Raw genomic sequence first — 24,878 nt, forward strand, 5'->3', positions numbered from 1 at the left:
TTGTATAATTATCCATAAAAACCATCGTTATATGATTGTTGATTCATCTATATTTGAAGACTAAACCCACTTTGACAATGCATTGGAAGTCTATGCCATTTATTATAATGGTCCTTTTGTGGTCCATTACTCTTAAAGCCCAACAATCTAATATTTATCTTCATTCAAAAAAAGATTTTCAAGCCGCTTTAGGCTTGTATAATTCTAAGCAATATCAGGCAGCTCAGAATATTTTTGAAAAGGTAAAAGCAACTACTAATGATTATGAAACCGCGGCAGATTGCACTTACTATATAGCTAATGCAGCCATTAGATTAAATCAGTTAGGAGCAGACAGGCTTATGGAAGATTTTGTAACTGATTATCCTACTAGTACCAAACGGAACACTGCTTTTATGGATGTTGCAGACTATTATTTTGAAAATGGGAAATATGCTTATGCATTAAAATGGTACGACAAGGTAGAAGATCAAAACATGAGCAGAAAGGATCGTGAACATTTTAATTTTAAAAAAGGATATGCGCTTTTTACTGCTAGAAAATATAAGGATGCAGAAACCTATCTAAAGAAAGTGGAAGATTCAAAAGAGTACGGCTCTCAGGCAAAATATTATATAGGTTACATAGCCTATCAAAAAGATAATTACGAAACAGCAAGTACTTATTTTGATCAAATTACCAATGAGCAGGAATATAATGAAAAGCTTATTTATTACCAGGCAGATTTGAATTTCAAGCTAGGTAATTTTGAAAAAGCCATTGCACTTGCCAAACAAGAGCTGCCAAAAGCAGATCGGCAAGAAGTTTCAGAACTCAATAAAATAATTGGCGAAAGTTATTTCAACCTAAAAGAATACGAGGCAGCAATTCCCTATTTGTTAGAATATCGTGGGAAAAGAGGTAAATGGAATAATACAGATTTTTATCTTTTAGGTTACGCATACTATCAGCAAAAAGAATATGAAAATGCGATTGATCAATTTAATAAAATTGTTGGAGGAGATAACAGTGTAGCTCAAAACGCTTATTATCATTTGGCAAAATGCTATTTAGAAACAGAAAAGAAACAGCAGGCTTTAAATGCATTTAGAAATGCATCACAGATGGATTTTGATGCTCAAATACAAAAAGATGCTTGGTTAAATTATGGCAGATTAAGTTATGATATTGGCAACCCATATCAAAGTGTGCCAGAAGTATTAACTTCTTATTTGGATGCGTATCCTGAAACTGAAAACCGTGAAGAAATAGAAGGGCTTTTAGTGGATTCTTATATTACTTCTAAAAACTATGAAGGGGCACTGGAGGTTTTAGAAAATAACAAAAGCTATGCTAGCAAAGAAGCCTATCAAAAAGTGGCTTTTTATCGCGGACTAGAGTTATATCTGGATGGTGATTATAAAGAAGCTGTGAATTTCTTAGATAAATCTCTTAAAGAACCTCAAGATCCTTTATATACAGCAAGAGCGATTTACTGGAAGGCAGAAGGGAGCTATTTATTGAACGATTTTGAAGAAGCTTTGATTGGATATAAACAATTTGCGCAAAGCACAATAGCACCAGAAACGGAGGAGTATAAAAACCTTAATTATAATTTGGCCTATAGCTATTTCAAACAGAAAAATTATGCTGAAGCAATTTCATATTTCAATAAATATTTAGAATTAGAGGGTGCAGAAGTAACACGCATCAACGATGCTTATTTGAGATTGGGTGATAGTCATTTTGTCTCTGGAAAATACTGGTCTTCTATTGAATCTTACGATAAAGCAATTGAAATTGGCGGCGTAGATAAAGATTATGCAAGTTTCCAAAAAGCGATATGCTATGGATTTGTTGATAGAAATACCAAAAAATTAGAAGCGCTAAATGCTTTTATTTCTGATTTTCCTAAATCAACCTTGCGTGATGATGCCCTTTATGAATTGGGTAATTCTTATGTAAATGAAGGAAAAGAACAGCAAGGGCTGGCTGCTTATGAGAAGTTAGTAGCAGAATACAGAATGAGCTCTTATGTACCTAAAGCTATCCTAAAACAAGGCTTGGTAAATTATAACGCAGGCAATAATCAGCAAGCATTGGTGAAGTTTAAAACCGTGGTAAGAGACTTTCCAAATACTACCGAAGCAATTCAGGCAGTATCAACCGCAAAACTTATTTATGTAGAAGAGGGAAGAGTAGATGAATATGCAGCTTGGGTGAAAGATTTAGATTTTGTAGAAGTATCTGATGCAGAATTAGACAATGCTTCCTATGAATCTGCTCAAAAACAATTTGCGCAAAACAAGACAGATGCTGCTATAAAAGCTTTTGAAAGTTATCTGCGTCAATTTCCAAGTGGTATTCATGCCCTAGAAGCTAATTTTTACTTGGCACAAAGCTATTTTGCAAAAGAATTGAAAAGCAAATCGGTTAAAAATTATAACTATGTAATCAACCAAGTGCGAAGTGAATATACAGAACAGGCACTAGCCAGACTTAGCGAAATTCATCTTGGGACAAAAAATTATAATGAAGCATTAACCGTGTTAAAAAGATTGGAAACAGAAGCCGATTTCCCTCAGAATATCACTTTTGCACAATCTAATCTGATGAAGGTGAATTATGAATTAAGAAATTATACTGAGACCGTTAGCTATGCAGAAAAAGTATTGGCTAATAGTAAAATAGACAATCGTATCCGTAGTGATGCTCAAATTATGATTGCTAGGTCTGCCATAAAAACAGGAGATGAGAATCGTGCAAAAGAGGCGTATGCAGAGGTGCAAAAAATTGCTACAGGAGTACTGGCTGCGGAGGCTCTTTATTATGATGCCTATTTTAAGCATAAGGAGTCAGACTATGAGGCATCTAATACATCTGTTCAAAAATTAGCGAAAGATTATTCTGGTTATAAAGAATATGGTGCTAAAGGATTGGTCATTATGGCAAAGAATTTTTATGAGTTAGACGATGCCTTTCAAGCAACTTATATTCTTGAGAGTGTTATTGAAAATTTTACAGATTACCCAGATGTCATTGCAGAGGCTCAGGAAGAATTAAACAAAATAAAAACAGCAGAGTCTAAAAGAAATTCTTCTGTTTCACCAGATGAAGGCAATTAAACTTTTACCATCAATCAAATCATGTCAGTTAGCAATCCACATAATAGTAGGTTTATGTCAAAAGCAATAAAGTTTTTATTCATTTTTATACTAACAAGTGCCTCTATTCATGCACAAGATGAGAAGGATAAAAAAAGAGATATTGGTACAGAGGTTGTAAATGTGGTAAAGCCATATACTCCTTCGGTTTCTGATGCATTTAAAGTAAAGCAGGTGCCCACTTTGAATGATTCGGTCACCACTACCAAAAAAGAAATTAAGTATACTATTTTTTCGGTTCCTGTTGCTTCTACTTTTGTTCCTGCGAAAGCGAAAGCGTCTGTGGTTAAAAAAGCAAAAAAAGAAGTACTATTCAATACATATGCTTCTTTAGGTCTCGGAAATTTTAGTACTGCATTAGTAGACTTTTATACCAGTAGGGCATTGGCAAGAGATGAAACCTTGGACCTTTCTTTAAATCATCATTCTTCGCAAGGAGGAATTGATGGTGTAGTTTTAGATGACAACTTTTTCAACACCAGACTGGAAGGAAATTACAGGAAGAAAACCCGCTATCTGGAATGGGGCGCTGACGCAGGTTTTAAGCACCAGATCTTTAATTGGTACGGAATACCGGAACAGCCTGGTTTTACGAATAGTCAACTTACTTCATTAGATGCAAAACAAACGTATTATACAACGTTTCTAGGGGCCAATCTTAGTTTAAAAGATTCATATTATAAAGAGGGAAGCCTGCTCTTACAACGTTTTTGGGATGGAAGCGAGAGCGGTGAAACACGCGCAAAACTCACACCAGTTTTTGAAATACCCATTTCAGGAGAATTAATTACTACCAAGGTAACCATAGATTATCTTGGAGGAAATTTTGAACGTAACTATGCAAATGATGCAGCCATAAGCTATTCAAATTTGTTGTTGGGTATTACACCTAATCTAGTGGTTTTAAGAGATGATCTTACCGTAAACTTGGGAGCTTCCATTTTTTATGCTAAGGAAGAGGATGATGGTACGCTATTTATCTATCCTAATGTAACGGCTTCCTATAGACTAGTAGATGAGTATGTGATTGCTTTTGGCGGAATAGAAGGTAAACCAATTCAAAACTCGTATCAATCTTTCGTGGCCAATAATCCTTTTGTGTCACCAACACTTTTAGTGAAACCTACAGATCAACAATATGATGCCTATTTAGGGGTTAAGGGAAAGTTAATGTCTAATGTGGGCTATAATGTAAAAGCATCTTATGTGGCTGCTAACAATCAACCATTGTTTAAAGCGAATTACGTAAATGCCTTTGACGATGGGGAAACTGCTTTTGCATACGGAAATTCATTTGATGTTGTATATGATAATGTAAAAACCATTTCTGTTTTTGGAGAATTAAAAGTGGATATTAATAGAGACTTTACTTTTAGACTTCAAGGAGAAATATTTGAATACACAACCGATGTGGAAGCTGAAGCATGGAATTTACCTACGGTAAGAGGATCTCTTTCTGCAGACTATCAGATAAGTGAAAAATGGGCTGCCGGACTTAATATATTTTATACAGGTGAACGGAATGATGTTTTTACAGCAGACCCTGAAGATACGGGAGCACCTTTAGCACCCCAATTAGTTACTTTAGAAAGTTTTTTTGATGTGAATGCGCGTTTGTCTTATCAGTTTGATAGTCAGTTATCAGCTTTTCTACGTCTAAATAATTTAAGCGGAAACGAGTACGCTCGTTGGGCAACATATCCAGTGCAAGGTTTTCAAGTACTGGCAGGAGCAACATATAAATTTGATCTGTAGATTTTTAAGAGCTTTATTTGAGGGCAATATTTTAAAATTCACTCTTTTGTTATAAGTGCATGGCTTCTTAGATTTCATGAATAATTGTATTTTTAGCAAAACTTATATTCCATGCAAAAAATCACAATTCTTCTAAGTATTTTATGCTGTCTTGCTTGTAATTTGCCTAAAGAGAAGGTAGATCTTATAGTCCATAATGCAAATATTTATACGGTAGACAAAGACTTTTCAAAAAGTACCGCATTTGCAATTAAAGAAGGACGTTTTGTGGAAACTGGCAGTACCAACTATATTTTGTCAAAGTACGAATCCAAAAAACAACTAGATCTTGAAGGCAAAACCGTTCTGCCCGGACTTATAGATGCCCATTGTCATTTTTACCAATTAGGTTTGAACCGTCAGAAAGTGGATTTAGTGGGAACCCAAAGTTTTCAAGAAGTACTTGACAGAATAGCAGTTTTTCAAAAAGAAAAACAAATGTCTTTTATTCTAGGTCGTGGTTGGGATCAAAATGACTGGGATATAAAAGAATTTCCAACCCGAGAAAAATTAGATTCATTGTATCCAGATACTCCTGTTGCCATAGAAAGAGTAGATGGACATGCTTATCTAGTGAATCAAAAGGCATTGGATATGGCAAATATTAATCTGAGTACTACAGTTAACGGTGGCGAGATTGAAAGGAAAAATGGGCAACTTACAGGGATATTAATTGACAATCCAATGGCTATGATAGATGCAGTAATTCCCCCAGTGACTAAATCAATACAAATATCAGCGCTTAAGGATGCACAAGAAGAATGCTTTTCTTTTGGGTTAACTACTGTTAATGATGCGGGCTTAAGTAAGGAGGTGATTCAATTAATAGACAGTTTACAACAGGAAAATAGTCTTACCATTAGAATGTATGCAATGATAAGTAACTATCCAGAAAATTTAGATTATTTTTTATCAAAAGGTACGCTTAAGACAGATAAGCTGAATGTTCGCTCTGTTAAAGTATACGGAGATGGAGCCCTTGGGTCTAGAGGTGCTGCGCTTAAGGAACCATATACAGATAAACCTGAACATTTTGGAGCAATGGTAACTCCAGTTTCTGAAATTGGTGCTCTTGCAGAAAGAATAGCAGCAACAGATTACCAGATGAATACACATGCTATAGGGGATTCTGCGAATAGAGTGGTATTGAAAATATATGATAAAGTATTAAAAGGGAAAGATGACAGACGTTGGAAAGTGGAGCATGCTCAAATTGTAGATCCAGATGATTTCCATTATTTCAATACGAATATACTTCCTTCCGTGCAGCCCACCCATGCTACGAGTGATATGTATTGGGCAGAAGACAGATTAGGTGCCAAACGTATGGAAGGCGCCTATGCGTTTAAAACTTTGCTTGATAAAGCAGGTGTGGTGGCCTTAGGTACTGATTTTCCAGTAGAAAGGGTAAACCCGTTTCTTACGTTTTATGCAGCGGTAGCTCGAAAGGATGTAGAAGAATATCCGGAAGAAGGTTTTAGACCTGAAGAACGTCTTACCAGAGAACAAACTTTAAGAGGGATGACTATTTGGGCAGCATATTCAAATTTTGAAGAACAAGAAAAAGGAAGTATTGAAAAAGGAAAGTTTGCAGATTTTATTGTATTAGATAAAGATATAATGAGCATTCCAGAAAATGAAATCCCATACTTAAAAGTAAAAAGCACCTATATTTCCGGTAAACAAGTAAAATAAAAAAAACCGGAAATTCCCCGGCTTTCTTATTTTACTCGTTTGTTGTTTTATAATTTAATGGGAACAGCTATTCGTTCCGTATCCCAACCTATATTAAGATGAACGCCATCATCTACTTTAGTAAAAGTAATGGAAAAAGCTTCAATAGATTTTGAATCATTTTTAACAGGAACAGAAACGCTGGCCACATCTTTAGCCTTGTTATAAGCATAAGCACCCCAAACATCCAGATCAGTATTCAGAATTACTGTCCATTCTTTTGCACTGGGAATCGTAAATAAAGTATATGTTCCTGCTTGTATGGATTTACCGCCAAAAGTTACGTCTTTATAAAATGTAATTTCGGTAGCCTCATTAGCACCCGTTCTCCAAACATCACCATAAGAAACAATACCACCAAAAATTTTACGTCCTTTTTTCTGCGGTCTTCCATATACTACTTTTATAAGTGGAGGTGCATTTCGTTGAACCTTGTAATAAGAAATATCATGCGGACTTTTATCGAGACCGCTAAACTTTTGAGCAGAAACATCTTGAGATGCCATCATTGTGCCAATTGCCATTAAAAGCAAGATCATTTTTTTCATAATACTTAATTGAATTTTTATTTGTTAAAGCTAAAAAATATTTTCCTAGTCATTTGTTAATCTTTAGTCACAAATTGTTAAATATACTTACACTTACAGTTTGCAAAAAAAGAGAATATACATAAGTATATAAAGTAGTATATTAATGATTATTTTTAATATTTAGTTATAAATTATAATCATATAACAGTTTATTGTTTTTAAATTGAAACTATTATCAGATATTTGACTTCAGAATTTAAATAAAAAATAAAATATTATGTGCGGAATTGTATGTGCATTCGATTTAAAAGAGAGTAGTGAGCAATTAAGACCTAAGTTACTACAAATGTCAAAAGTGATTCGGCATCGTGGACCGGACTGGAACGGGATTTATGCTAATGATCGTGCTATTTTAGCGCATGAAAGGCTTGCAATTGTGGATCCTGCTTCTGGAAAGCAACCTTTATTAAGTAAAGATGAAAGCCTTGTGCTTGCAGCAAATGGAGAAATATATAATCATAAGGAACTTAAAAAATCGCTTACCATAGATTATGAGTTTCAAACGGAGTCTGATTGTGAGGTTATTTTAGCACTTTATAAAGAAAAAGGAGCTGATTTTATTGATGATTTGAATGGCATTTATGCATTTGCTTTGTACGACAAAGAAAAAGAGGAATATCTCATCGCAAGAGATCATATGGGAATTATTCCTTTATATATGGGATGGGATGAACATGGTACTTTTTATGTAGCCTCAGAATTAAAAGCATTAGAAGGGGTTTGTACTAAAATTGAGTTGTTTCCTCCTGGTCACTATTTAATGGGGTCTCAAGGGGAGCTTAAAAGATGGTATAAGCGTGATTGGATGGAATATGAGGCGGTAAAAGAAAATGAGACGAGTATTCAGGAGTTGAAAGATGCCTTAGAGGCAGCAGTACACAGACAATTAATGTCTGACGTGCCTTATGGGGTATTGCTTTCTGGAGGATTGGACTCTTCTATTACCTCTGCAGTTGCAAAAAAATATGCAGAAAAGCGAATTGAGTCTGGAGATACCGCAGAAGCCTGGTGGCCAAGACTGCATTCATTTTCTATTGGTTTGGAAGGTTCTCCAGATTTGGCAGCAGCACAAAAGGTAGCCGATTTTATAGGAACGGTACACCATGAAATAAAGTTTACGATTCAGGAAGGTCTAGATGCATTGAGGGATGTAATCTATCATTTAGAGACCTATGATGTTACTACCATTAGGGCATCTACGCCAATGTATCTTATGGCAAGAGTTATTAAATCTATGGGAGTAAAAATGGTGCTTTCCGGAGAAGGAGCCGATGAGATTTTTGGAGGTTATCTATATTTCCATAAAGCGCCTAATGCCAAAGAATTTCATGAAGAAAACGTAAGAAAACTAGATAAACTTCATATGTATGATTGTTTAAGAGCAAATAAATCATTAGCTGCATGGGGAATTGAAGGACGAGTACCTTTTCTAGATAAAGAATTTATGGATGTCGCCATGAGGATTAATCCGCAAGATAAAATGATCAACGGAGAGCGTATGGAGAAATGGGTAATTCGTAAGGCATTTGAAGCATATCTTCCTGAAAGTGTTGCATGGAGACAAAAAGAACAGTTTTCTGATGGTGTTGGTTATAGCTGGATTGATACTTTAAAGGAAATGGTGGAAACAGAAGTGAGTGATGAACAATTGGCCAATGCAAAATATAAATTTCCAATTCAGACACCCACTTCAAAGGAAGAATATTATTACCGCAGTATTTTTACTGAACATTTTCCAAGTGATGCAGCAGCTTTAAGTGTTCCGCAGGAAGCATCTGTAGCCTGTAGTACTAAAATTGCTTTAGAATGGGATGAAGCATTCAAAAACATGAATGATCCGTCAGGTAGAGCCGTTGCTCAAGTGCATGAAGACGCATATGTAAAATAAGATAAATCACACCTATTTTTACCGACAAAACCACTACATATAAAAGTGGTTTGTCGGTATTTTTTTTTCACAGTAAATTGTTGATAACTTCACAGGGTTAAGAGCCTTCAAACCCGCAAAATCACTCATGATTTCTTATATTTGTCTGTTTGACAAACTATCAAAAAATAACCTGACATTTTATGAGCGAAGAAGCAAAGAAGAATAGTTATTCAGCGGACAGTATTCAGGCGCTGGAAGGAATGGAACATGTTCGTATGCGGCCCTCTATGTATATTGGAGATGTAGGAACTAGAGGTCTACATCATTTGGTATATGAAGTGGTTGATAATTCAATTGATGAAGCGCTGGCAGGACACTGTGACCTGATTACCGTAATTATTAATGAAGACAATTCGGTTACTGTAGAAGATAACGGTAGAGGGATTCCGGTAGACATGCATAAGAAGGAAGGAATTTCTGCGCTGGAAGTGGTAATGACAAAAATTGGAGCAGGAGGGAAGTTTGATAAGGATTCTTATAAAGTTTCTGGTGGTTTGCATGGCGTGGGTGTTTCTTGTGTAAATGCGTTATCAGAACACCTAAGAGCTACGGTTCACTTAAATGGTAAGATATATGAGCAGGAATATGAAAAAGGAAAGTCACTTTATCCTGTTAAACCTATTGGAGAAACGGATAAAACGGGTACTATAGTTACTTTCAAACCAGATACATCTATATTTCAGCAAACGGTAGAATATAATTATGATACACTCGCGAGTAGAATGCGTGAACTTTCCTATTTAAATAAAGGGATTACCGTTATACTTATAGATAGACGATTTAAAAAAGAAGATGGTAGTTTTGAAGGTGAAACATTTCACTCTGAAGAAGGTCTGCCAGAATTCATACGTTTTTTAGATGGTAACCGAGAGGCAATTATTGGTGATGTGATCTCCATGGAGGGAGAGAAAAATGGAATTCCAGTAGAAGTAGCCATGGTCTACAATACCTCGTTTAATGAAAACCTACATTCTTACGTAAACAATATTAATACGCATGAAGGTGGAACCCATCTTTCAGGTTTTAGAAGAGGACTAACTACAACTCTAAAGAAGTATGCAGATGCTTCTGGTATGTTGGACAAGCTTAAATTTGAAATTGCTGGAGACGATTTTAGAGAAGGACTAACAGCCATTGTCTCTGTAAAAGTGGCGGAACCCCAATTTGAAGGACAAACTAAAACCAAATTAGGAAACAGAGAGGTGACTTCTGCCGTTTCCCAGTCGGTTTCAGAAATGTTAGAAAATTACCTTGAAGAGCATCCAAATGATGCTAAGATAATTGTGCAAAAAGTAATTCTTGCTGCTCAAGCTAGGCATGCGGCGCGCAAAGCCCGTGAGATGGTACAGCGAAAAACGGTGATGAGTGGTGGCGGTTTGCCCGGTAAATTATCAGATTGTTCTGAGCAAGATCCTGAAAAATGTGAAGTTTTTCTTGTTGAGGGAGATTCTGCAGGGGGTACTGCTAAACAAGGTCGTGACCGAAACTTTCAGGCAATATTGCCATTAAGAGGTAAGATACTAAATGTTGAAAAAGCAATGCAGCATAAGGTATTTGAGAATGAGGAAATACGAAATATTTTTACAGCACTCGGAGTAACAATAGGTACCGAAGAGGATAGTAAAGCCTTGAATTTAGAAAAATTAAGATATCATAAAGTAGTTATTATGTGTGATGCCGATGTAGACGGATCTCATATCTCTACCCTAATACTTACGTTCTTTTTTAGATACATGCGGGAACTTGTTGAAAATGGACATGTGTACATCGCAACACCTCCCTTATACCTAGTTAAAAAAGGAAATAAAAAGGAGTATGCTTGGAATGATAAAGAACGTGATGAACTTAATGAGAAGTTTGGAGGGAGTGCTGCAATTCAGCGTTACAAAGGACTCGGTGAAATGAACGCAGAGCAGCTTTGGGATACAACGATGAATCCTGATTTTAGAACACTTAGACAAGTTACCATTGATAGTGGTAGCGAAGCAGATAGAGTTTTCTCCATGTTAATGGGAGATGAAGTACCTCCTCGTAGGGAGTTTATTGAAAAAAATGCAGTGTATGCAAATATAGACGCATAATAAATTGTAATATATTACTTGCTAAATAAGAAAAACCATGATAATTCATGGTTTTTCTTATTTTTATATCTTTACAATCCACAAATCTGAAAATATCATGAAAAAATTAATTTACCTATGTGCCTTCTTGATGATAGGTTTCATAAATGCTCAGGAAAATATAGAAGATCTTCTATCAGCTGGTTTAAATGATGCCAAACGTTTTACCAATACTTATTTAGAGCCTTCTGGCGAAGGGATTGTTCATAATTTGAACAACGGCTGGTTCAACAGCGGAAAGTCTAAAAAACTCTTCGGATTTGAAGTTACTATAGTAGGTAATGCCTCTTTTGTTAAGGATGAAGATAAATCCTTTGTTTTAAACACGGCCGATTATGAAAACTTACGTTTTCAGGATGGAAGTCCTTCCAAAAGTGTTTCTACTGCTTTTGGAGACATTGAAGGTGTAACCGTAGTAGCAGAAGGACCATTACCAGGAAGTTCAGATGATGCCGTATTTGATCTACCCACAGGATTGGGTTCTGGAGATATTAATTTTGTTCCTAGTGCATTTCTTCAGGTAAGTATGGGGTTAATTAAAGGAATTGAACTGAAAGCAAGATATTTTCCTAAAGTAAAAACAAATGATGTTGAAGCTGGTTTATACGGAGTTGGTTTACAATACGAATTCACTTCTTTATTACCGGCAAATAAAATCTTACCGGTGGCTATCTCAGGGTTAATAGGTTATACCAGACTTGATGGAACCTATGATTTCACAGACACTTCAATAGTAGACGGAGATAATCAACGAATAGAAAATACAACAAATTCATGGGCTTTTCAAGCTATTGTATCAACCAAGCTACCCATTTTTAATGTATATGGCGGTCTTGGATATATTACTGGAAATTCAACTAATGATTTGAAAGGTACTTATAGAGTGCAATCAGGTGTTTTAGCAACTCAAACCATTGAAGATCCTTTTTCAGTAAGTAGTGATGTTTCTGGGGTGAGGGGTACATTGGGTGCCCGTTTAAAACTTGGGTTTTTTAGACTTAATTCAGATGTGACTTTTGCACAGTTTACAACGGTAAGTTTAGGTATAGGCATTGGTTTTAGGTAAATGCTATTTTTAGCTTGAGAATCCTTTCGTGTTGTAAGTATTTCGAGTAATTTTGTATTAATTAAATTACTAATTCATTAAAAACTTAGATACATGAAAGTTACTATAGTAGGTGCCGGGAATGTGGGTGCCACTTGTGCGGATGCGATTGCTTACCGACGAATTGCTAGTGAGATAGTTCTGTTAGATATTAAAGAAGGTTTTGCTGAAGGGAAGGCCCTTGATATTATGCAAACACAAACCACACTTGGTTTTAACACTAAAGTAGTAGGCGTTACCAATGATTACGCTAAAACAGAAGGTAGTGATGTGGTAGTTATTACCTCAGGAATACCAAGAAAACCGGGGATGACCCGTGAGGAACTTATTGGGATTAATGCAGGTATCGTGCAAAGTGTTGCAGAAAGTATTTTGAAGTTTTCACCAGATGCAATTATTGTAGTAGTATCAAATCCAATGGACACGATGACCTATTTAGCTTTAAAAGCTACAGGTCTTCCAAAAAATAGAATTATTGGTATGGGCGGAGCATTAGATAGTTCTCGATTTAAGACTTACCTATCTCTTGCGCTTAATAAACCCGCAAATGATGTGCACGGAATGGTAATAGGTGGTCACGGAGATACCACTATGATTCCTTTAACTCGTCTGGCTTCTTATAACGGTCAGCCTGTTTCTAATTATCTTTCCGCAGAAGAATTAGAAAAAGTAGCCGCTAGTACCATGGTAGGAGGAGCTACCCTTACTAAATTACTTGGAACGTCTGCATGGTATGCTCCGGGAGCTTCTGTATCTTATCTGGTAGATAGTATACTTAACGATCAAAAAAGAATGATTCCTTGCTCTGTTTATCTTGAAGGGGAATACGGTGAGAATGATATTTGTATTGGAGTTCCTTGTATTATTGGTAAAAACGGAGTAGAAGAAATCGTAGATGTGCATTTGAATGCTCAAGAAAAAGAATTGTTTGCCAAAAGCGCAGTGGCTGTTCGCAATATGAATGGCGCTTTGAAAGATATTTTGAAATAATGTACTGCCAAAAATAAAACAGTAAAAAGCCGCTTTATTGCGGCTTTTTTTGTTAAACAAAACCCTTAAATAAATTGGTTAATCCTATGGTATATTATATATTTGCTCGTTTTTTAAAATTGACAATTTAAATAAATTGAAGAATGCAAAATAAAGGACTTGTAAGGCTTTTTGCTATTTTATTTGGGATCGTTAGTATCTACCAGTTGTCGTTTACTTTCGTAACGAATAAAATAGAAGATGAAGCAGCAGTATTTGCTACCAATGAAATAGCAGATACTGAAGAGGATTATGTGTCAAAGAGAAAGGCAGCAGAAGTAAGATATCTAGACTCTATTGGAAATGAAGAGGTATTAAATCTTGGTGTTGCAAGTTTTACGTATAATGAATCTAAGGAAAAGGAGCTCAATAAAGGTCTTGACCTTAAAGGAGGGATTAATGTGATACTTCAAATATCTGTAAAAGATATTCTTAAAGGTCTTGCTGCTAACTCTAAAAATCCTGCATTTAACAACGCACTTGCTAATGCAGATCTCGCATCAAAAAATAGTGATGAAACGTATCTTGATTTATTCTTTCAAGAATTTGACAAGATAAAAGGGGATACCAAGTTGGCTTCACCAGATATTTTTGCGAATCGCTCTCTCAGCGACGAAATTAATTTTCAAATGGAAGATGAGGAAGTGAAGCCTATCATCCGTAGAAAAATTGACGAGTCTGTAATTTCTGCCTTTGAAGTTCTTCGTAAGCGTATTGATAAATTTGGGGTAACCCAACCTAATATTCAACGATTAGGAAATTCAGGAAGAATTTTAGTAGAACTTCCTGGAGCTAAAGACGTAGATAGGGTAAGGAAACTTTTACAAAGTACTGCCCAACTTGAGTTTTGGGAAACGTTTAAAGCAGAAGAAATAGGGCCGTATTTAGGTGCTTTAGACCAGAAATTGGCAGAAGTATTAGATCAACAAAAAGAAGATATTGCTCAGGAAGAACTCGAAGAAACTACCTCAGATATTGATTCCTTATTATCTGATATTGGAAAAGATTCACTAGATGTACAGAAGTCCAATCCTCTTTTTGGATTAAGAGTGAGCGGAGGTGTACAAGGATCTCCTATTCTTTCTTCTTTTGCTACTAAAGATACCGCTACTATTAATGGATACCTTAAAAGTAAAGAAGCTAAAGATTTATTACCAGCAGATTTACAATATGCTAGATTTGTTTGGGGTAAGGTAAGTGAAAATGAAGAAACGGTAGAATTGTATGCACTTAAAACCAATCGTGAAAATGAAGCTCCACTAAGTGGAAGTGTGGTTGTTGATGCACAACAAACCTATGATGGAAGAAGCAATCCTGCTGTTTCAATGCAAATGAATGGTAAGGGAGCCAAAGCATGGGAAGAATTAACGGGTAAAGCATATACAGAGCGAGGTAATATTGCCATAGTGCTTGATGATATTGTTTATTCTGCTCCTGGAGTCTCTAAAGGAGCGATCTCTGGCGGTAACTCTGAGATAACTGGGGAATTCTCTTTAAATGAAGCGATTGACCTTGCAAATGTCTTGCGAGCAGGTAAATTACCTGCATCTGCAGATATTATTCAATCTGCTATAGTAGGGCCATCTCTTGGGCAAGAAGCTATTAACAGTGGTTTGATGTCTTTTCTTATCGCGATGAGTATTGTATTGATTTGGATGGTGTTTTACTATGGTAAAGCGGGGATTTTTGCAGATGTGGCATTGGTTTTCAATATTTTGTTAATCTTTGGAGTGCTTGCAGGATTAGGAGCAGTACTTACGCTTCCCGGTATTGCTGGTATTGTATTAACTATTGGTATGTCTGTAGATGCAAACGTACTTATCTTTGAGCGTGCTAAAGAAGAGCTCACCAAAGGTAAAGGTGTAAAGCAAGCTACCGCTGATGGATTCAACAATGCATTATCATCTATTTTAGATGCAAACATCACAACAGGTCTTACTGCATTAATACTCTTGATTTTTGGAACGGGGCCAATTCAAGGTTTTGCAACTACTTTATTAATAGGTATTGCAACCTCTTTGTTTAGTGCTATTTTCATCACGAGATTAATGTTAGAAAGCTACATTAAAGAAGGAAAGCGAAAGCTGGACTTTTCTACTGCAATCACCAAAAATTTATTCAAGAATATAAATATCAATTTCCTTGCAAAGCGTAAGATTGCTTATGTTATATCAGGAATTTTAATAGCCATAGGTTTATTCTCTCTAGCAACGAACGGACTAAATCCTGGAGTAGATTTTGCGGGAGGTAGGTCTTATCAAATCCGTTTTGAAAAAGCGGTAAGCCCTTCTGAAATAGCTGAAGAACTGGTGGCTGTATTTGGAAGTGCCGAAGTGAAAACTTTTGGAGGAGATAATCAAATTAAAGTAACTACCAAGTATAAAGTGGATGTAGAAGGAACAGAAGTGGATGAAGAGATTCAGGAAAAATTATTTACGTCACTTCAGAAATATTTACCAGATGCAACTACTTATAATAGCTTTGTGACTGGAGGAGAAGATAGTAAGGTAGGTATTTTACAATCTATAAAGGTAGGTCCTACCATTGCAGATGATATTCAAAAAGGTGCACTTTGGGCAGTTTTAGGTTCGCTGGCAGTAGTATTTATCTATATATTGTTGCGTTTCCGTAAATGGCAATTCTCGTTAGGAGCAGTTGCGGCAGTATTTCATGATATTTTAATTGTACTAGGAATCTTTTCGCTTACGTATAAGTTCATGCCCTTTAATATGGAAATTGATCAAGCATTTATAGCGGCAATCCTTACGGTAATTGGATATTCATTGAATGACACCGTGGTCGTATTTGACCGTATTCGTGAGATTATAAATGAAAAAGGCTGGAAAGGCGGTGTAAACACCAATCTGGCGCTAAATAATACTTTAGGAAGAACATTAAACACCTCATTAACTACCTTGGTAGTACTTTTAACCATCTTTATTTTTGGTGGTGAATCATTACAAGGATTTATGTTTGCAATGATTGTGGGTATTATTGTAGGTACGTATTCTTCTTTATTTATTGCGACTCCGGTAATGTTTGATACCTTAAAAGAAAAAGGTGCAATAGAGATTGCTAAGAAAGAAAAATAGTAATATTTAATAGTGTTCAAATTAGAGAGACCATCTGTGCGAAAGTGCAGATGGTTTTTTAATTGGATTCAAACCAATCTATAGTTCCCTTCCAAAGACTGTCTTTGAACTTTGTTCTGAAAAAACCAAAATGGCCTATTTCTGGAAGGTTTTCTATTTCAGGAATAATATGCTGATGTGTAACCTGTGCATTTTGGAATTGTAGCCCAAGCCACTTGGCTGCAGCAACAGGAGCATATATATCTCTAGGAAACGTAAGTATTTTTATGGGAATTTTAATTTTATCGAAAAAATGAGCATCATTTGAAAGGTGTCCTAGCATATAGCAGGGGTGTTTCCCCCAACGCATCCACTCATAGGCTACATTTTTTGGAATGTTCTCAAATAAACCTAGTTTTTTTGAAGGGAAATATCCAAATAAAGGGGTTAAACTAGGAATAAGAGCGTGCCAAAACAACCACATTTTAGGATAATGAATGCCTTTGTAATAGCGCCAATAACCACTTTGTGAAGCAACCATAAGAACTTTGTCTACCATGTGGTGATTTGGATTGAGTCCAAAAAGTTGCCCTCCAATACTATGTGTTACAAGATATATTTTTCTATCTGGAGTTTGTTTTTTTGCAAATTCAATCACAGAAGCTTGATCTATTTTAGACCAATCACTAAGAGTAACAGTGTTTTCTTTTAGGTCTTTTTCGTTTCCACCAGAATCACCTATCCCATAATAATCAAAAGTATAAACCGTATATCCTTCTTGTTGCAGGTGAAGTGCAAAATTGTGGTAATACTTTTGTAATACTCCAGTAGCTGAAGAAATTACAAAGGAAGCTTTTTTAGATTGCCCCTTATATTTTACTACATGTAGTACATGTCCTAAGGAAGTTTTTAAAGGAACAAGCTCCATAATAACCAGTAGATTCCTTTAATCTTTGGTGAATTTAACGAGATCACCTTTAGAAATTTTCTTTTTATCGGTAAACCCAGCATTTACTTCTAAAACGTATTTTGCTGGCGCACTTGCAGGAAGTGTGTTTTCATCAAAAGGTTGGGTGTTCTTCATAATGCTTACTATTTTATAATTCGCATCTATGTATAAAAGATCCAAAGCTATTTCGGTATTTTTCATATAAAAATACCTAGGCTCTTCGTTTGGGAAAATAAAAAGCATACCCCTGTTTTCTTGCATTTTTTTACGATACATTAATCCAGTTTGTATTTCATAGTCGTTGTCTGCAATTTCTATTTCTAATTGCACAACTAGCGTACTATCTGGTTTCATGATTTGAAGATCCCCCTCTTTTGTAAAAGTTACTTCTTGAACAATTACCTTTGTATTAGCAGATTCTTTTTTGCAAGAGAGGTTTAAAATTAGTAAACAGCCTATAATGAGTTTTAAAAAGAAAATAACTATTCTCATCACACGATAGCTTTTTTGCTAGATTTAAACATAAAATAGATGCCAGCAATTACAAAGGGGATACTTAGCAGTTGACCGGTAGATAGTGCTTGATTGAATGCAGATTCAAATCCTCCTTGTGTTTCCTTAACGAATTCTACGAAAAAACGAACGGTCCAAAGCAGTGTTAAATAGAGCCCAAAAAGAAACCAAGGTTGCTTTCTTTTTTCGGTTTTCCAATACACAAACCATAATATAATAAATACAAAAATATAAAAGAAAGCCTCGTAAAGTTGTGCTGGATGTCTATATGCTAATCCGTTAAGAATGTCTGCATATGTAGGGTCTGAAGCAATCAGATCATAAGCTACCGAAACTGATTTTTCACCAGTAATTTGTATGGCTTCCCTTGGACTTATTTCGTCTTGCAGAAAACGAACACCTAAAGGATAAGAGTCTTCCACTACTTTACCATTAATTTCAGAATTCATAAAATTGCCCAATCTAACAAAAACACCTCCCAAGGCTACAGGAATAACTACCCTGTCTAAAATCCATGATAATTTTATGTCTGGAAATTTTTTCTGATATAAATACATGGCAACAATTACACCAATTGCTGCGCCATGACTCGCTAATCCGGTAAATCCTGTAAACGTAAATTTTGGCTCAAAGCGAAAAGGTAAAATAATTTCAAGTAGATGGTCTTGAAAGTAATCCCAATCGTAAAAAAATACATGGCCTAACCTGGCTCCTATTAAAATAGAAACTACCATATAAACAAAAAGAGTATCCAGCCTTTCAATAGGCTGTTTTTCTCGGTCAAAAATTCCTTTCATGAGATACCATCCTAATCCAAATGCAACTACAAACATCAAGCTGTAGTAGCGTAGTTGAAAAGACCCTATTTCGAATAATGCTTTATCTGGATTCCAAGTGATTCCTAAAAAGTACATAGAAGGTTTAATTTTAAGTTATAAATATAGCAATTTGAATGCTAAGAAAAGTGTAAAAACGAATGCAGATTTTGTAAGATATAAATGTGTAATGGGAGATGTAATAATCAAATATCTTCTTCCTGATACATTTTACGAACTTTTTTAAATAAATCAGAGGAGTATACAAAATTGGTGACAGCCTCATTATCGGTTTTAAAGATTTCCTTTTTAGAGCCTTCCCACTCCTTAATTCCATCTTTTAGGAATACAATTTTTTCACCTATTTGCATAACAGAGTTCATATCATGCGTATTAATCACAGTTGTAATATTATACTCTTCCGTAATTTCTTTAATAAGATCGTCAATGAGAATAGCAGTTTTTGGATCCAATCCAGAGTTGGGCTCATCACAAAAAAGATACTTAGGCTTGTTTACGATAGCTCTGGCAATGGCAACTCTTTTTTGCATTCCCCCTGAGGTTTCTGATGGAAATTTTTTGTGAGCATTTACTAGGTTGACACGTTCTAAAACGAAGTTTGCTCGTTCCTGCATCTCTTCTAGGCTTTGTTTGGTGAACATCTTTAGGGGAAACATAACATTCTGTTCCACAGTCATTGAATCAAATAAAGCACTTCCCTGAAAAACCATTCCCATTTCCTGCCTTAATTCTGTACGCTCATCATCGTTTAGATTGGCGTATTCACGCCCATCATAAATAATACTTCCTTTTTCTGGAGTAAAGAGACCTAAAAGTGATTTGAGGAAGACTGTTTTACCAGAACCACTTTGCCCAATTATGAGATTGGTTTTACCCTTTTCAAAGGTGGTAGAAATTCCTTTAAGAATATGATTTTCACCAAAGTACTTATGTAAATTATCTACTTTGATCATTATCCTAAAAGCATTTGGGTTAATATATAGTTTAGAATAATGATAACCACACTAGTCCATACAAAGGCCGTTGTACTCGCTTTTCCTACCTCTAAGGCACCACCTTTCATATAAAATCCATGAAAAGAAGGTACAGTAGCTAATATGAATGCAAAGACAAAGGTTTTGAGAAAGGCATAGAATACGTGAAAGGGCTTAAAATCAACCTGTAATCCCTGCACAAACTCAGCACTGGTACTAAAACCTCCAAAAACACCTGCTACCCATCCTCCAAAAATGCCTAAGAACATTCCTATGGAAATTAGGAAAGGGTATAGCAATAAGGCTGTTATTTTGGGGAGCACAAGGTAATTCAATGAATTTACCCCCATCACCTCCAAGGCATCTATTTGCTCAGTCACCCTCATCGTTCCAATACTAGAAGTGATATAGGAACCTACTTTACCTGCCATTATTATAGAGGTGAAGGTAGGTGCAAATTCTAGAATTACGGATTGGCGCGTTGCAAAACCTACTAAATATCTAGGAATTAAAGGATTGTCTATGTTTAAAGCTGTCTGAATGGCAACCACACCTCCTACAAAAAAAGAGATGAAAATAACGATGCCTAATGAACCATAAATGAGATCATCAATCTCCTTCAAGATCAAATCTTTCATAATAACCCACTTAGTTGGTTTATTAAAAACCTTTTGGATCATTAAAAAATAACTGCCAATATTTTCAATATAGGTCATGGATAAATTTAGAGCACTAAAGTATAAAAAAAATCCTAGGTTCTTTTAACTACAATTTAAAGTTTATGAGGATAGATTCTATTATTTTTGCAGCTCATAACCTCTACATTAAAACAAGTGGTAGTGTGCTGGTTTAATTGAAATATCTTGTTGAAAGTCAAAATAAATGTTCATGTTAAAAAAAATTAAATATTCCTTTTTGCAAATTGTTATTTCTCTAGTGATTATTCTTGCTGGTTTTCAATCGATTACCGGGCAAAAACTAGAACCTGTTAATGCAGGGAAAGGAGTTATAAGTCTTATTAGTAAGGTTCAAAAGGAGGCCTCTCAAATAGATTCAAAACCAAAATTGGTGGTAGGAATTGTCGTAGATCAAATGCGATATGATTATCTGACTAGGTTTTGGAATCACTATGGAAACGGAGGCTTCAAAAGGTTGGTTGCTGAGGGCTTTAATTGTAGAAATAATCATTTTAATTATATCCCTACCTATACAGGGCCTGGTCATGCTTCAGTTTATACTGGAACTACTCCTGCCTATCATGGTATTATAGGTAATGATTGGTTTGATAAGACAACTAATGAGATGGTCTATTGCGCAGGAGATAATAACTACAACTCTGTGGGTTGTAATTCTGGTGCTGGAAAAATGGCACCTTCTAGATTGATGACATCCACCATAACAGATCAATTAAGATTGGCAACACAACAAAGGGGTAAAGTAATTGGAATAGCTCTTAAGGATAGAGGAGCTATTTTACCTGCGGGGCATGCAGCTAATGCAGCTTATTGGTTTGAAGGTTATGATGAAGGCAAATGGATTACCAGCGATTATTATTTAAAGGAGTTACCAGAATGGGTGAAAACTTTTAATAAATCTGGAAAAGCGAAGAGCTATCTTAAAACTTGGAATACGCTTTTACCTATAGAGAGTTATGTAGAAAGCGGTTCTGATAATTCAGATTTTGAAGGTGCATTTATGGGAGAAAAAGCGCCCGTATTTCCGCATAACCTTAAAAAATTAAGTAAAGAAAATGATGGATTTAGCATTCTAAAATCATCTCCCTTTGGGAATTCATTAACTTTGGATTTTGCTTTGACAGCGCTAGAGGCAGAAGAAATGGGAAAAGATAGTATTACAGATTTTCTCGCGATTAGTTTTTCAAGTACTGATTATGTGGGGCATCAATTTGGGGTGAATAGTAAAGAAGTTCAGGATACATATATTCGTTTGGATTTAGAATTAGAAAGACTTCTAAAAACACTTGATGAAAAAGTAGGAGTTGGAGAATATAGTGTTTTTTTAACCGCAGACCATGGAGGTGTAAATGTACCTGCATATTTAGAATCTCTTAAAATACCAGCAGGATATGTAGATACTCGAGAATATGCAAAGGTAATATCAAATAACTTAGAGAAAACTTACAACGTAAAAGATTTAGTACTTAAGGTGTATAATGATCAGATATTTATTGATCACGCTAAGATTGAAGTAGAAAAGTTAAATCTTGATCAGGTAATCAAAAGTATTGTTGCGACAGTAGAAAAATTTAAAGGAGTAATTGGAGTTTATACAAAAGAACAAATGATCACCGAAAGTTATACGCAACCTTTATTGTCCAAATTACAGAGGGGGTATAATTACCAACGTTCTGGTGATGTTATTTATGTATTACACCCAGCCACGATATCCTATTCAAGAACCGGCTCCACTCATGGTTCTGGATTTTCTTATGATACCCATGTTCCATTATTATTTTATGGAAAAGGGATTAACACGGGAAGTACTGTAAAACGTACTGAAATTACGGATATTGCTCCTACGATAGCAGCTTTACTGGGGATTTCTTTTCCAAATGCTTCCATAGGCAATCCTATAGAAGAGATTTTAGATTAAATGAGTTTTAGTTTTTGTAAGATCCCTTTAGTTCTATAGGTGCGTATAAATTTGCCTTCTTCTGAGGTTACCATAAAAGGTTTCTTACTAATCCAAGCTTTTAAATAGCCTATAATATTATCTGGTAAGCTGCGAAATTTTTTCTGTACAAGTGCCATTTTTATAGATGCGATTAAGCAAATAGTAAAACCATAGCGCATTTTATACATTGCTTCCCCTTGCAGATAGCGTGCTTTTTTATTGTAAGATGTGCCTGTTGGGCGCAAGTGTTTTACTTTTAATTTTTGATCTGTGAAAATTTCAAATTCATAAAACCTAGCTAATAACTCATCTACAGTATCCCAACCTATAGAAGCCTTTAAGCCCCCAATTTTTTGAAAACATTCTTTTCTATAGGCCTTAAAGGCGCCTCTCACATGATCCGTACTCATAGTGTGATTTAACATCCATTTACCATCATCTTCACATTCATAGGCAAATCCTCCAGCAATTCCAACTTTCGGATGTTCTTGAAAGATTTTGGTTAATTCTGAAAAATAATTTGGTGGTAGTATAAGATCTGCATCTAACTTCACTATAAAATCATAATCGGCATCAATTAATGTGAGGCCTTTGTTAAATGCATTTACTACTTTGCTTCCCGGCATGTGCGTCTCAGAAGAGAGAATGTTGTGTTTAAAGATAAAGTTATGTTTTGTGGTATAACTATCTATAATTGCTTCCGTGCCGTCTGTTGAGTGATCGTTTACAATGATGACCTTCCCAGGTAATAATACTTGTTTCAACAAACTCTCTAGGGTTTTCTTGAGAAAGGCTTCTTCATTATGAGCCGGAATAATTACATAATAATTCAAGACAAGGTGCTTTTCCGTTCGGCATAAACTGCATAATATCTTGGGGTAAATGTTCTCAATAAAGGTCTAAAGCCAAATTTTTTCACTGGATTTGTCCATTTTTTTCGAGCCTTAATTTCCCAGCCTGCTTTTTCTAACAACCAATCAAATTGCCAATCTTCAAATTCATGATAATGCCGGTCCCACATATCTATTTTACTTCTATATGCAGGCGCAAACCACAATCGTAATGGTATAGTGGCGACTAATTTAGGAGCTTTTATTTCCTTGAGAATGGTGAAAGGCGAAAGCATATGTTCAAAAATTTCAAAGGCAGTTACTAAATCAAAACCATCTTCTTTTACTGCTGTGATGTCAAGGTCAAGATCTTCTCCGGAAGTATTTTTTATATTGTAGCCAGCCTCAGTCATAAGTAGGGAAAAAGGATTTTCAATTCCAAGATCCAGAATATTAGCGGGCACAGCAATATGCTCTTTTAAAAATGAAATGGTATGTTGGTATCTTTTATTAGGAAAACTGTTTTCGTACATCTCAATATTGATAAACCATGGCATTGATATTCATACCAGCACCAACGCTTGCAAATATAATAAGATCTCCTTTATTAATTTCCTGATGTTCTAATTTACCCTTTTTAACCATGTCAAACAAGGTGGGTACTGTAGCAACAGAACTATTACCAAGTTTATGAATATTCATTGGAGTTACGTTTTCAGGGACTTCTTTACCGTAAAGTTTGTAGAATCTCTTTACAATAGCTTCATCCATTTTTTCATTGGCCTGATGTATAAAAATCTTTTTCAGGTCGTTAATGGAAGCTCCGCTTTTATCAAGGCAGTTTTTCATAGCTTGAGGAACATTTGTAACCGCAAATTCGTAAATTTTTCTGCCATACATTTTTATATAGCGTGTGTTCTCACTTTCATTTTTATCATAAGACCTTCCAAAAAAGAGATAATGGGCCTCTTCATAAGTGAAAGTAGCAGTTTCATGTGCAAGAACTCCTCCTGGTTCATTACTTTTTTCAATCACGGTTGCTCCTGCGCCATCTGAATAAATCATAGAGTCTCGGTCGTGTTTATCAATTACTCTAGACAAAGTTTCACTGCCAATTATTAAGCATTTATTAGCCATGCCAGCTTTTATAAACGCCTGTGCATGTATAACACCTTCAATCCATCCAGGGCATCCAAAAATAAGATCATATGCTACGCAAGATGGATTTTTAATACGCAAGTGATGTTTTACCCGGCTTGCAAGGCTAGGAACCATTTCAGATTGGATAGTACCGTATTTTACGTCACCAAAGTTGTGTGCTGTTATTATATAGTCAAGATCTTCTGGATCAATGCCTGCATCATTAATTGCTTTCTCGGCAGCAAAGAAGGCTAGGTCTGAAGAATTGAGCGTTTTTTTGGCATATCTACGTTCTCCAATACCGGTAATAGCTTTAAATTTTTCAATAATAACTTGGTTTTCTTGTGAAAAGTTAGAACCATCTTCATTCAAAAACCTGTTGTCAATGAATTTTTCATTTTCTTCAATAATAGATGGAATATAACTTCCGGTTCCTGTGATTTTAATTTGCATAGAAAGTCATGAATAATTGATGTATATCAAAGA

General features: G+C 35.5%; 18 protein-coding genes. 9 read left to right on the forward strand and 9 right to left on the reverse strand.

The genetic code is table 11. The features are described 5' to 3' along the window. The first annotated feature begins 77 nt into the window (after positions 1-77). From WBG07_RS14050 to WBG07_RS14060, 3 genes are all read left to right on the forward strand, one after another. On the forward strand, positions 78-3,104 hold the full coding sequence (locus tag WBG07_RS14050; RefSeq protein ID WP_340202155.1) for a tetratricopeptide repeat protein: 3,027 nt from the start codon (positions 78-80) through the stop codon (positions 3,102-3,104). A gap of 54 nt (positions 3,105-3,158) precedes the next feature. Next, positions 3,159-4,898, forward strand: coding sequence for a TonB-dependent receptor (locus WBG07_RS14055; RefSeq protein ID WP_340202156.1), 1,740 nt, complete (start codon positions 3,159-3,161; stop codon positions 4,896-4,898). 111 nt (positions 4,899-5,009) lie between these two features. Next, positions 5,010-6,632, forward strand: coding sequence for an amidohydrolase (locus tag WBG07_RS14060; protein WP_340202157.1), 1,623 nt, complete (start codon positions 5,010-5,012; stop codon positions 6,630-6,632). Between the two features lie 47 nt (positions 6,633-6,679). Here the strand turns inward: WBG07_RS14060 and WBG07_RS14065 are convergent, their stop codons facing one another. Further along, positions 6,680-7,219: a DUF2911 domain-containing protein gene (locus WBG07_RS14065; protein WP_340202158.1), complete on the reverse strand. Its 540-nt coding sequence runs from the start codon at positions 7,217-7,219 to the stop codon at positions 6,680-6,682. A gap of 259 nt (positions 7,220-7,478) precedes the next feature. Between WBG07_RS14065 and asnB the strand changes: the two genes are divergently transcribed. The 5 genes from asnB to secDF all read left to right on the forward strand — a co-directional run bounded on the left by asnB (position 7,479) and on the right by secDF (position 16,537). Further along, positions 7,479-9,149, forward strand: coding sequence for an asparagine synthase B (gene asnB, locus WBG07_RS14070; protein ID WP_340202159.1), 1,671 nt, complete (start codon positions 7,479-7,481; stop codon positions 9,147-9,149). Positions 9,150-9,331: 182 nt separating this feature from the next. Beyond that, positions 9,332-11,272 carry a DNA topoisomerase (ATP-hydrolyzing) subunit B gene (gene gyrB / locus WBG07_RS14075; protein ID WP_340202160.1) on the forward strand — a complete coding sequence of 647 codons (1,941 nt, stop codon included), beginning with the start codon at positions 9,332-9,334 and terminating at the stop codon, positions 11,270-11,272. 97 nt (positions 11,273-11,369) lie between these two features. Continuing rightward, the gene (locus WBG07_RS14080) at positions 11,370-12,377 is read left to right on the forward strand and encodes a DUF6588 family protein (protein ID WP_340202161.1); all 1,008 of its coding nucleotides are present in this window, start codon (positions 11,370-11,372) and stop codon (positions 12,375-12,377) included. 93 nt (positions 12,378-12,470) lie between these two features. Continuing rightward, positions 12,471-13,406 (forward strand): malate dehydrogenase, encoded by a 936-nt coding sequence (gene mdh / locus WBG07_RS14085; RefSeq protein WP_340202162.1) that lies wholly within the window; start codon positions 12,471-12,473, stop codon positions 13,404-13,406. 143 nt (positions 13,407-13,549) lie between these two features. After that, the gene (gene secDF, locus WBG07_RS14090; protein WP_340202163.1) at positions 13,550-16,537 is read left to right on the forward strand and encodes a protein translocase subunit SecDF; all 2,988 of its coding nucleotides are present in this window, start codon (positions 13,550-13,552) and stop codon (positions 16,535-16,537) included. 58 nt (positions 16,538-16,595) lie between these two features. Here the strand turns inward: secDF and WBG07_RS14095 are convergent, their stop codons facing one another. The 5 genes from WBG07_RS14095 to WBG07_RS14115 form a co-directional block, all read right to left on the reverse strand. Further along, complete coding sequence (locus WBG07_RS14095) at positions 16,596-17,444, reverse strand: alpha/beta hydrolase family protein (RefSeq protein ID WP_340202164.1); 849 nt, start codon at positions 17,442-17,444, stop codon at positions 16,596-16,598. An 18-nt stretch (positions 17,445-17,462) separates the two neighbouring features. Further along, entirely contained in the window at positions 17,463-17,957 is a 495-nt protein-coding gene (locus tag WBG07_RS14100; protein ID WP_340202190.1) for a DUF192 domain-containing protein, read from the reverse strand. Beyond that, positions 17,957-18,892, reverse strand: coding sequence for a prolipoprotein diacylglyceryl transferase (lgt, locus tag WBG07_RS14105; RefSeq protein ID WP_340202165.1), 936 nt, complete (start codon positions 18,890-18,892; stop codon positions 17,957-17,959). The genes WBG07_RS14100 and lgt overlap by 1 nt, the downstream gene beginning before the upstream one ends. A 107-nt stretch (positions 18,893-18,999) precedes the next feature. Then, positions 19,000-19,767, reverse strand: coding sequence for an ABC transporter ATP-binding protein (locus tag WBG07_RS14110; protein ID WP_340202166.1), 768 nt, complete (start codon positions 19,765-19,767; stop codon positions 19,000-19,002). Beyond that, on the reverse strand, positions 19,767-20,504 hold the full coding sequence (locus WBG07_RS14115; RefSeq protein ID WP_340202167.1) for an MlaE family ABC transporter permease: 738 nt from the start codon (positions 20,502-20,504) through the stop codon (positions 19,767-19,769). The genes WBG07_RS14110 and WBG07_RS14115 overlap by 1 nt, the downstream gene beginning before the upstream one ends. A gap of 172 nt (positions 20,505-20,676) precedes the next feature. Between WBG07_RS14115 and pafA the strand changes: the two genes are divergently transcribed. After that, entirely contained in the window at positions 20,677-22,401 is a 1,725-nt protein-coding gene (gene pafA / locus WBG07_RS14120; RefSeq protein WP_340202168.1) for an alkaline phosphatase PafA, read from the forward strand. Here pafA and WBG07_RS14125 read toward each other — a convergent pair. The 3 genes from WBG07_RS14125 to WBG07_RS14135 are packed head-to-tail and all read right to left on the reverse strand — an operon-like array spanning position 22,398 to position 24,845. Then, positions 22,398-23,255 (reverse strand): glycosyltransferase family 2 protein, encoded by an 858-nt coding sequence (locus tag WBG07_RS14125; protein ID WP_340202169.1) that lies wholly within the window; start codon positions 23,253-23,255, stop codon positions 22,398-22,400. The genes pafA and WBG07_RS14125 overlap by 4 nt on opposite strands. Beyond that, positions 23,252-23,785: a class I SAM-dependent methyltransferase gene (locus WBG07_RS14130; RefSeq protein WP_340202191.1), complete on the reverse strand. Its 534-nt coding sequence runs from the start codon at positions 23,783-23,785 to the stop codon at positions 23,252-23,254. Before WBG07_RS14130 ends, WBG07_RS14125 begins: the two co-directional genes overlap by 4 nt. 1 nt (position 23,786) lies before the next feature. Continuing rightward, positions 23,787-24,845, reverse strand: coding sequence for a 3-oxoacyl-ACP synthase III family protein (locus WBG07_RS14135; RefSeq protein ID WP_340202170.1), 1,059 nt, complete (start codon positions 24,843-24,845; stop codon positions 23,787-23,789). Positions 24,846-24,878 lie beyond the last annotated feature (33 nt).

It is taken from the genome of Ascidiimonas meishanensis (assembly GCF_037782385.1).
GTDB classification, from domain to species: domain Bacteria; phylum Bacteroidota; class Bacteroidia; order Flavobacteriales; family Flavobacteriaceae; genus Ascidiimonas; species Ascidiimonas meishanensis.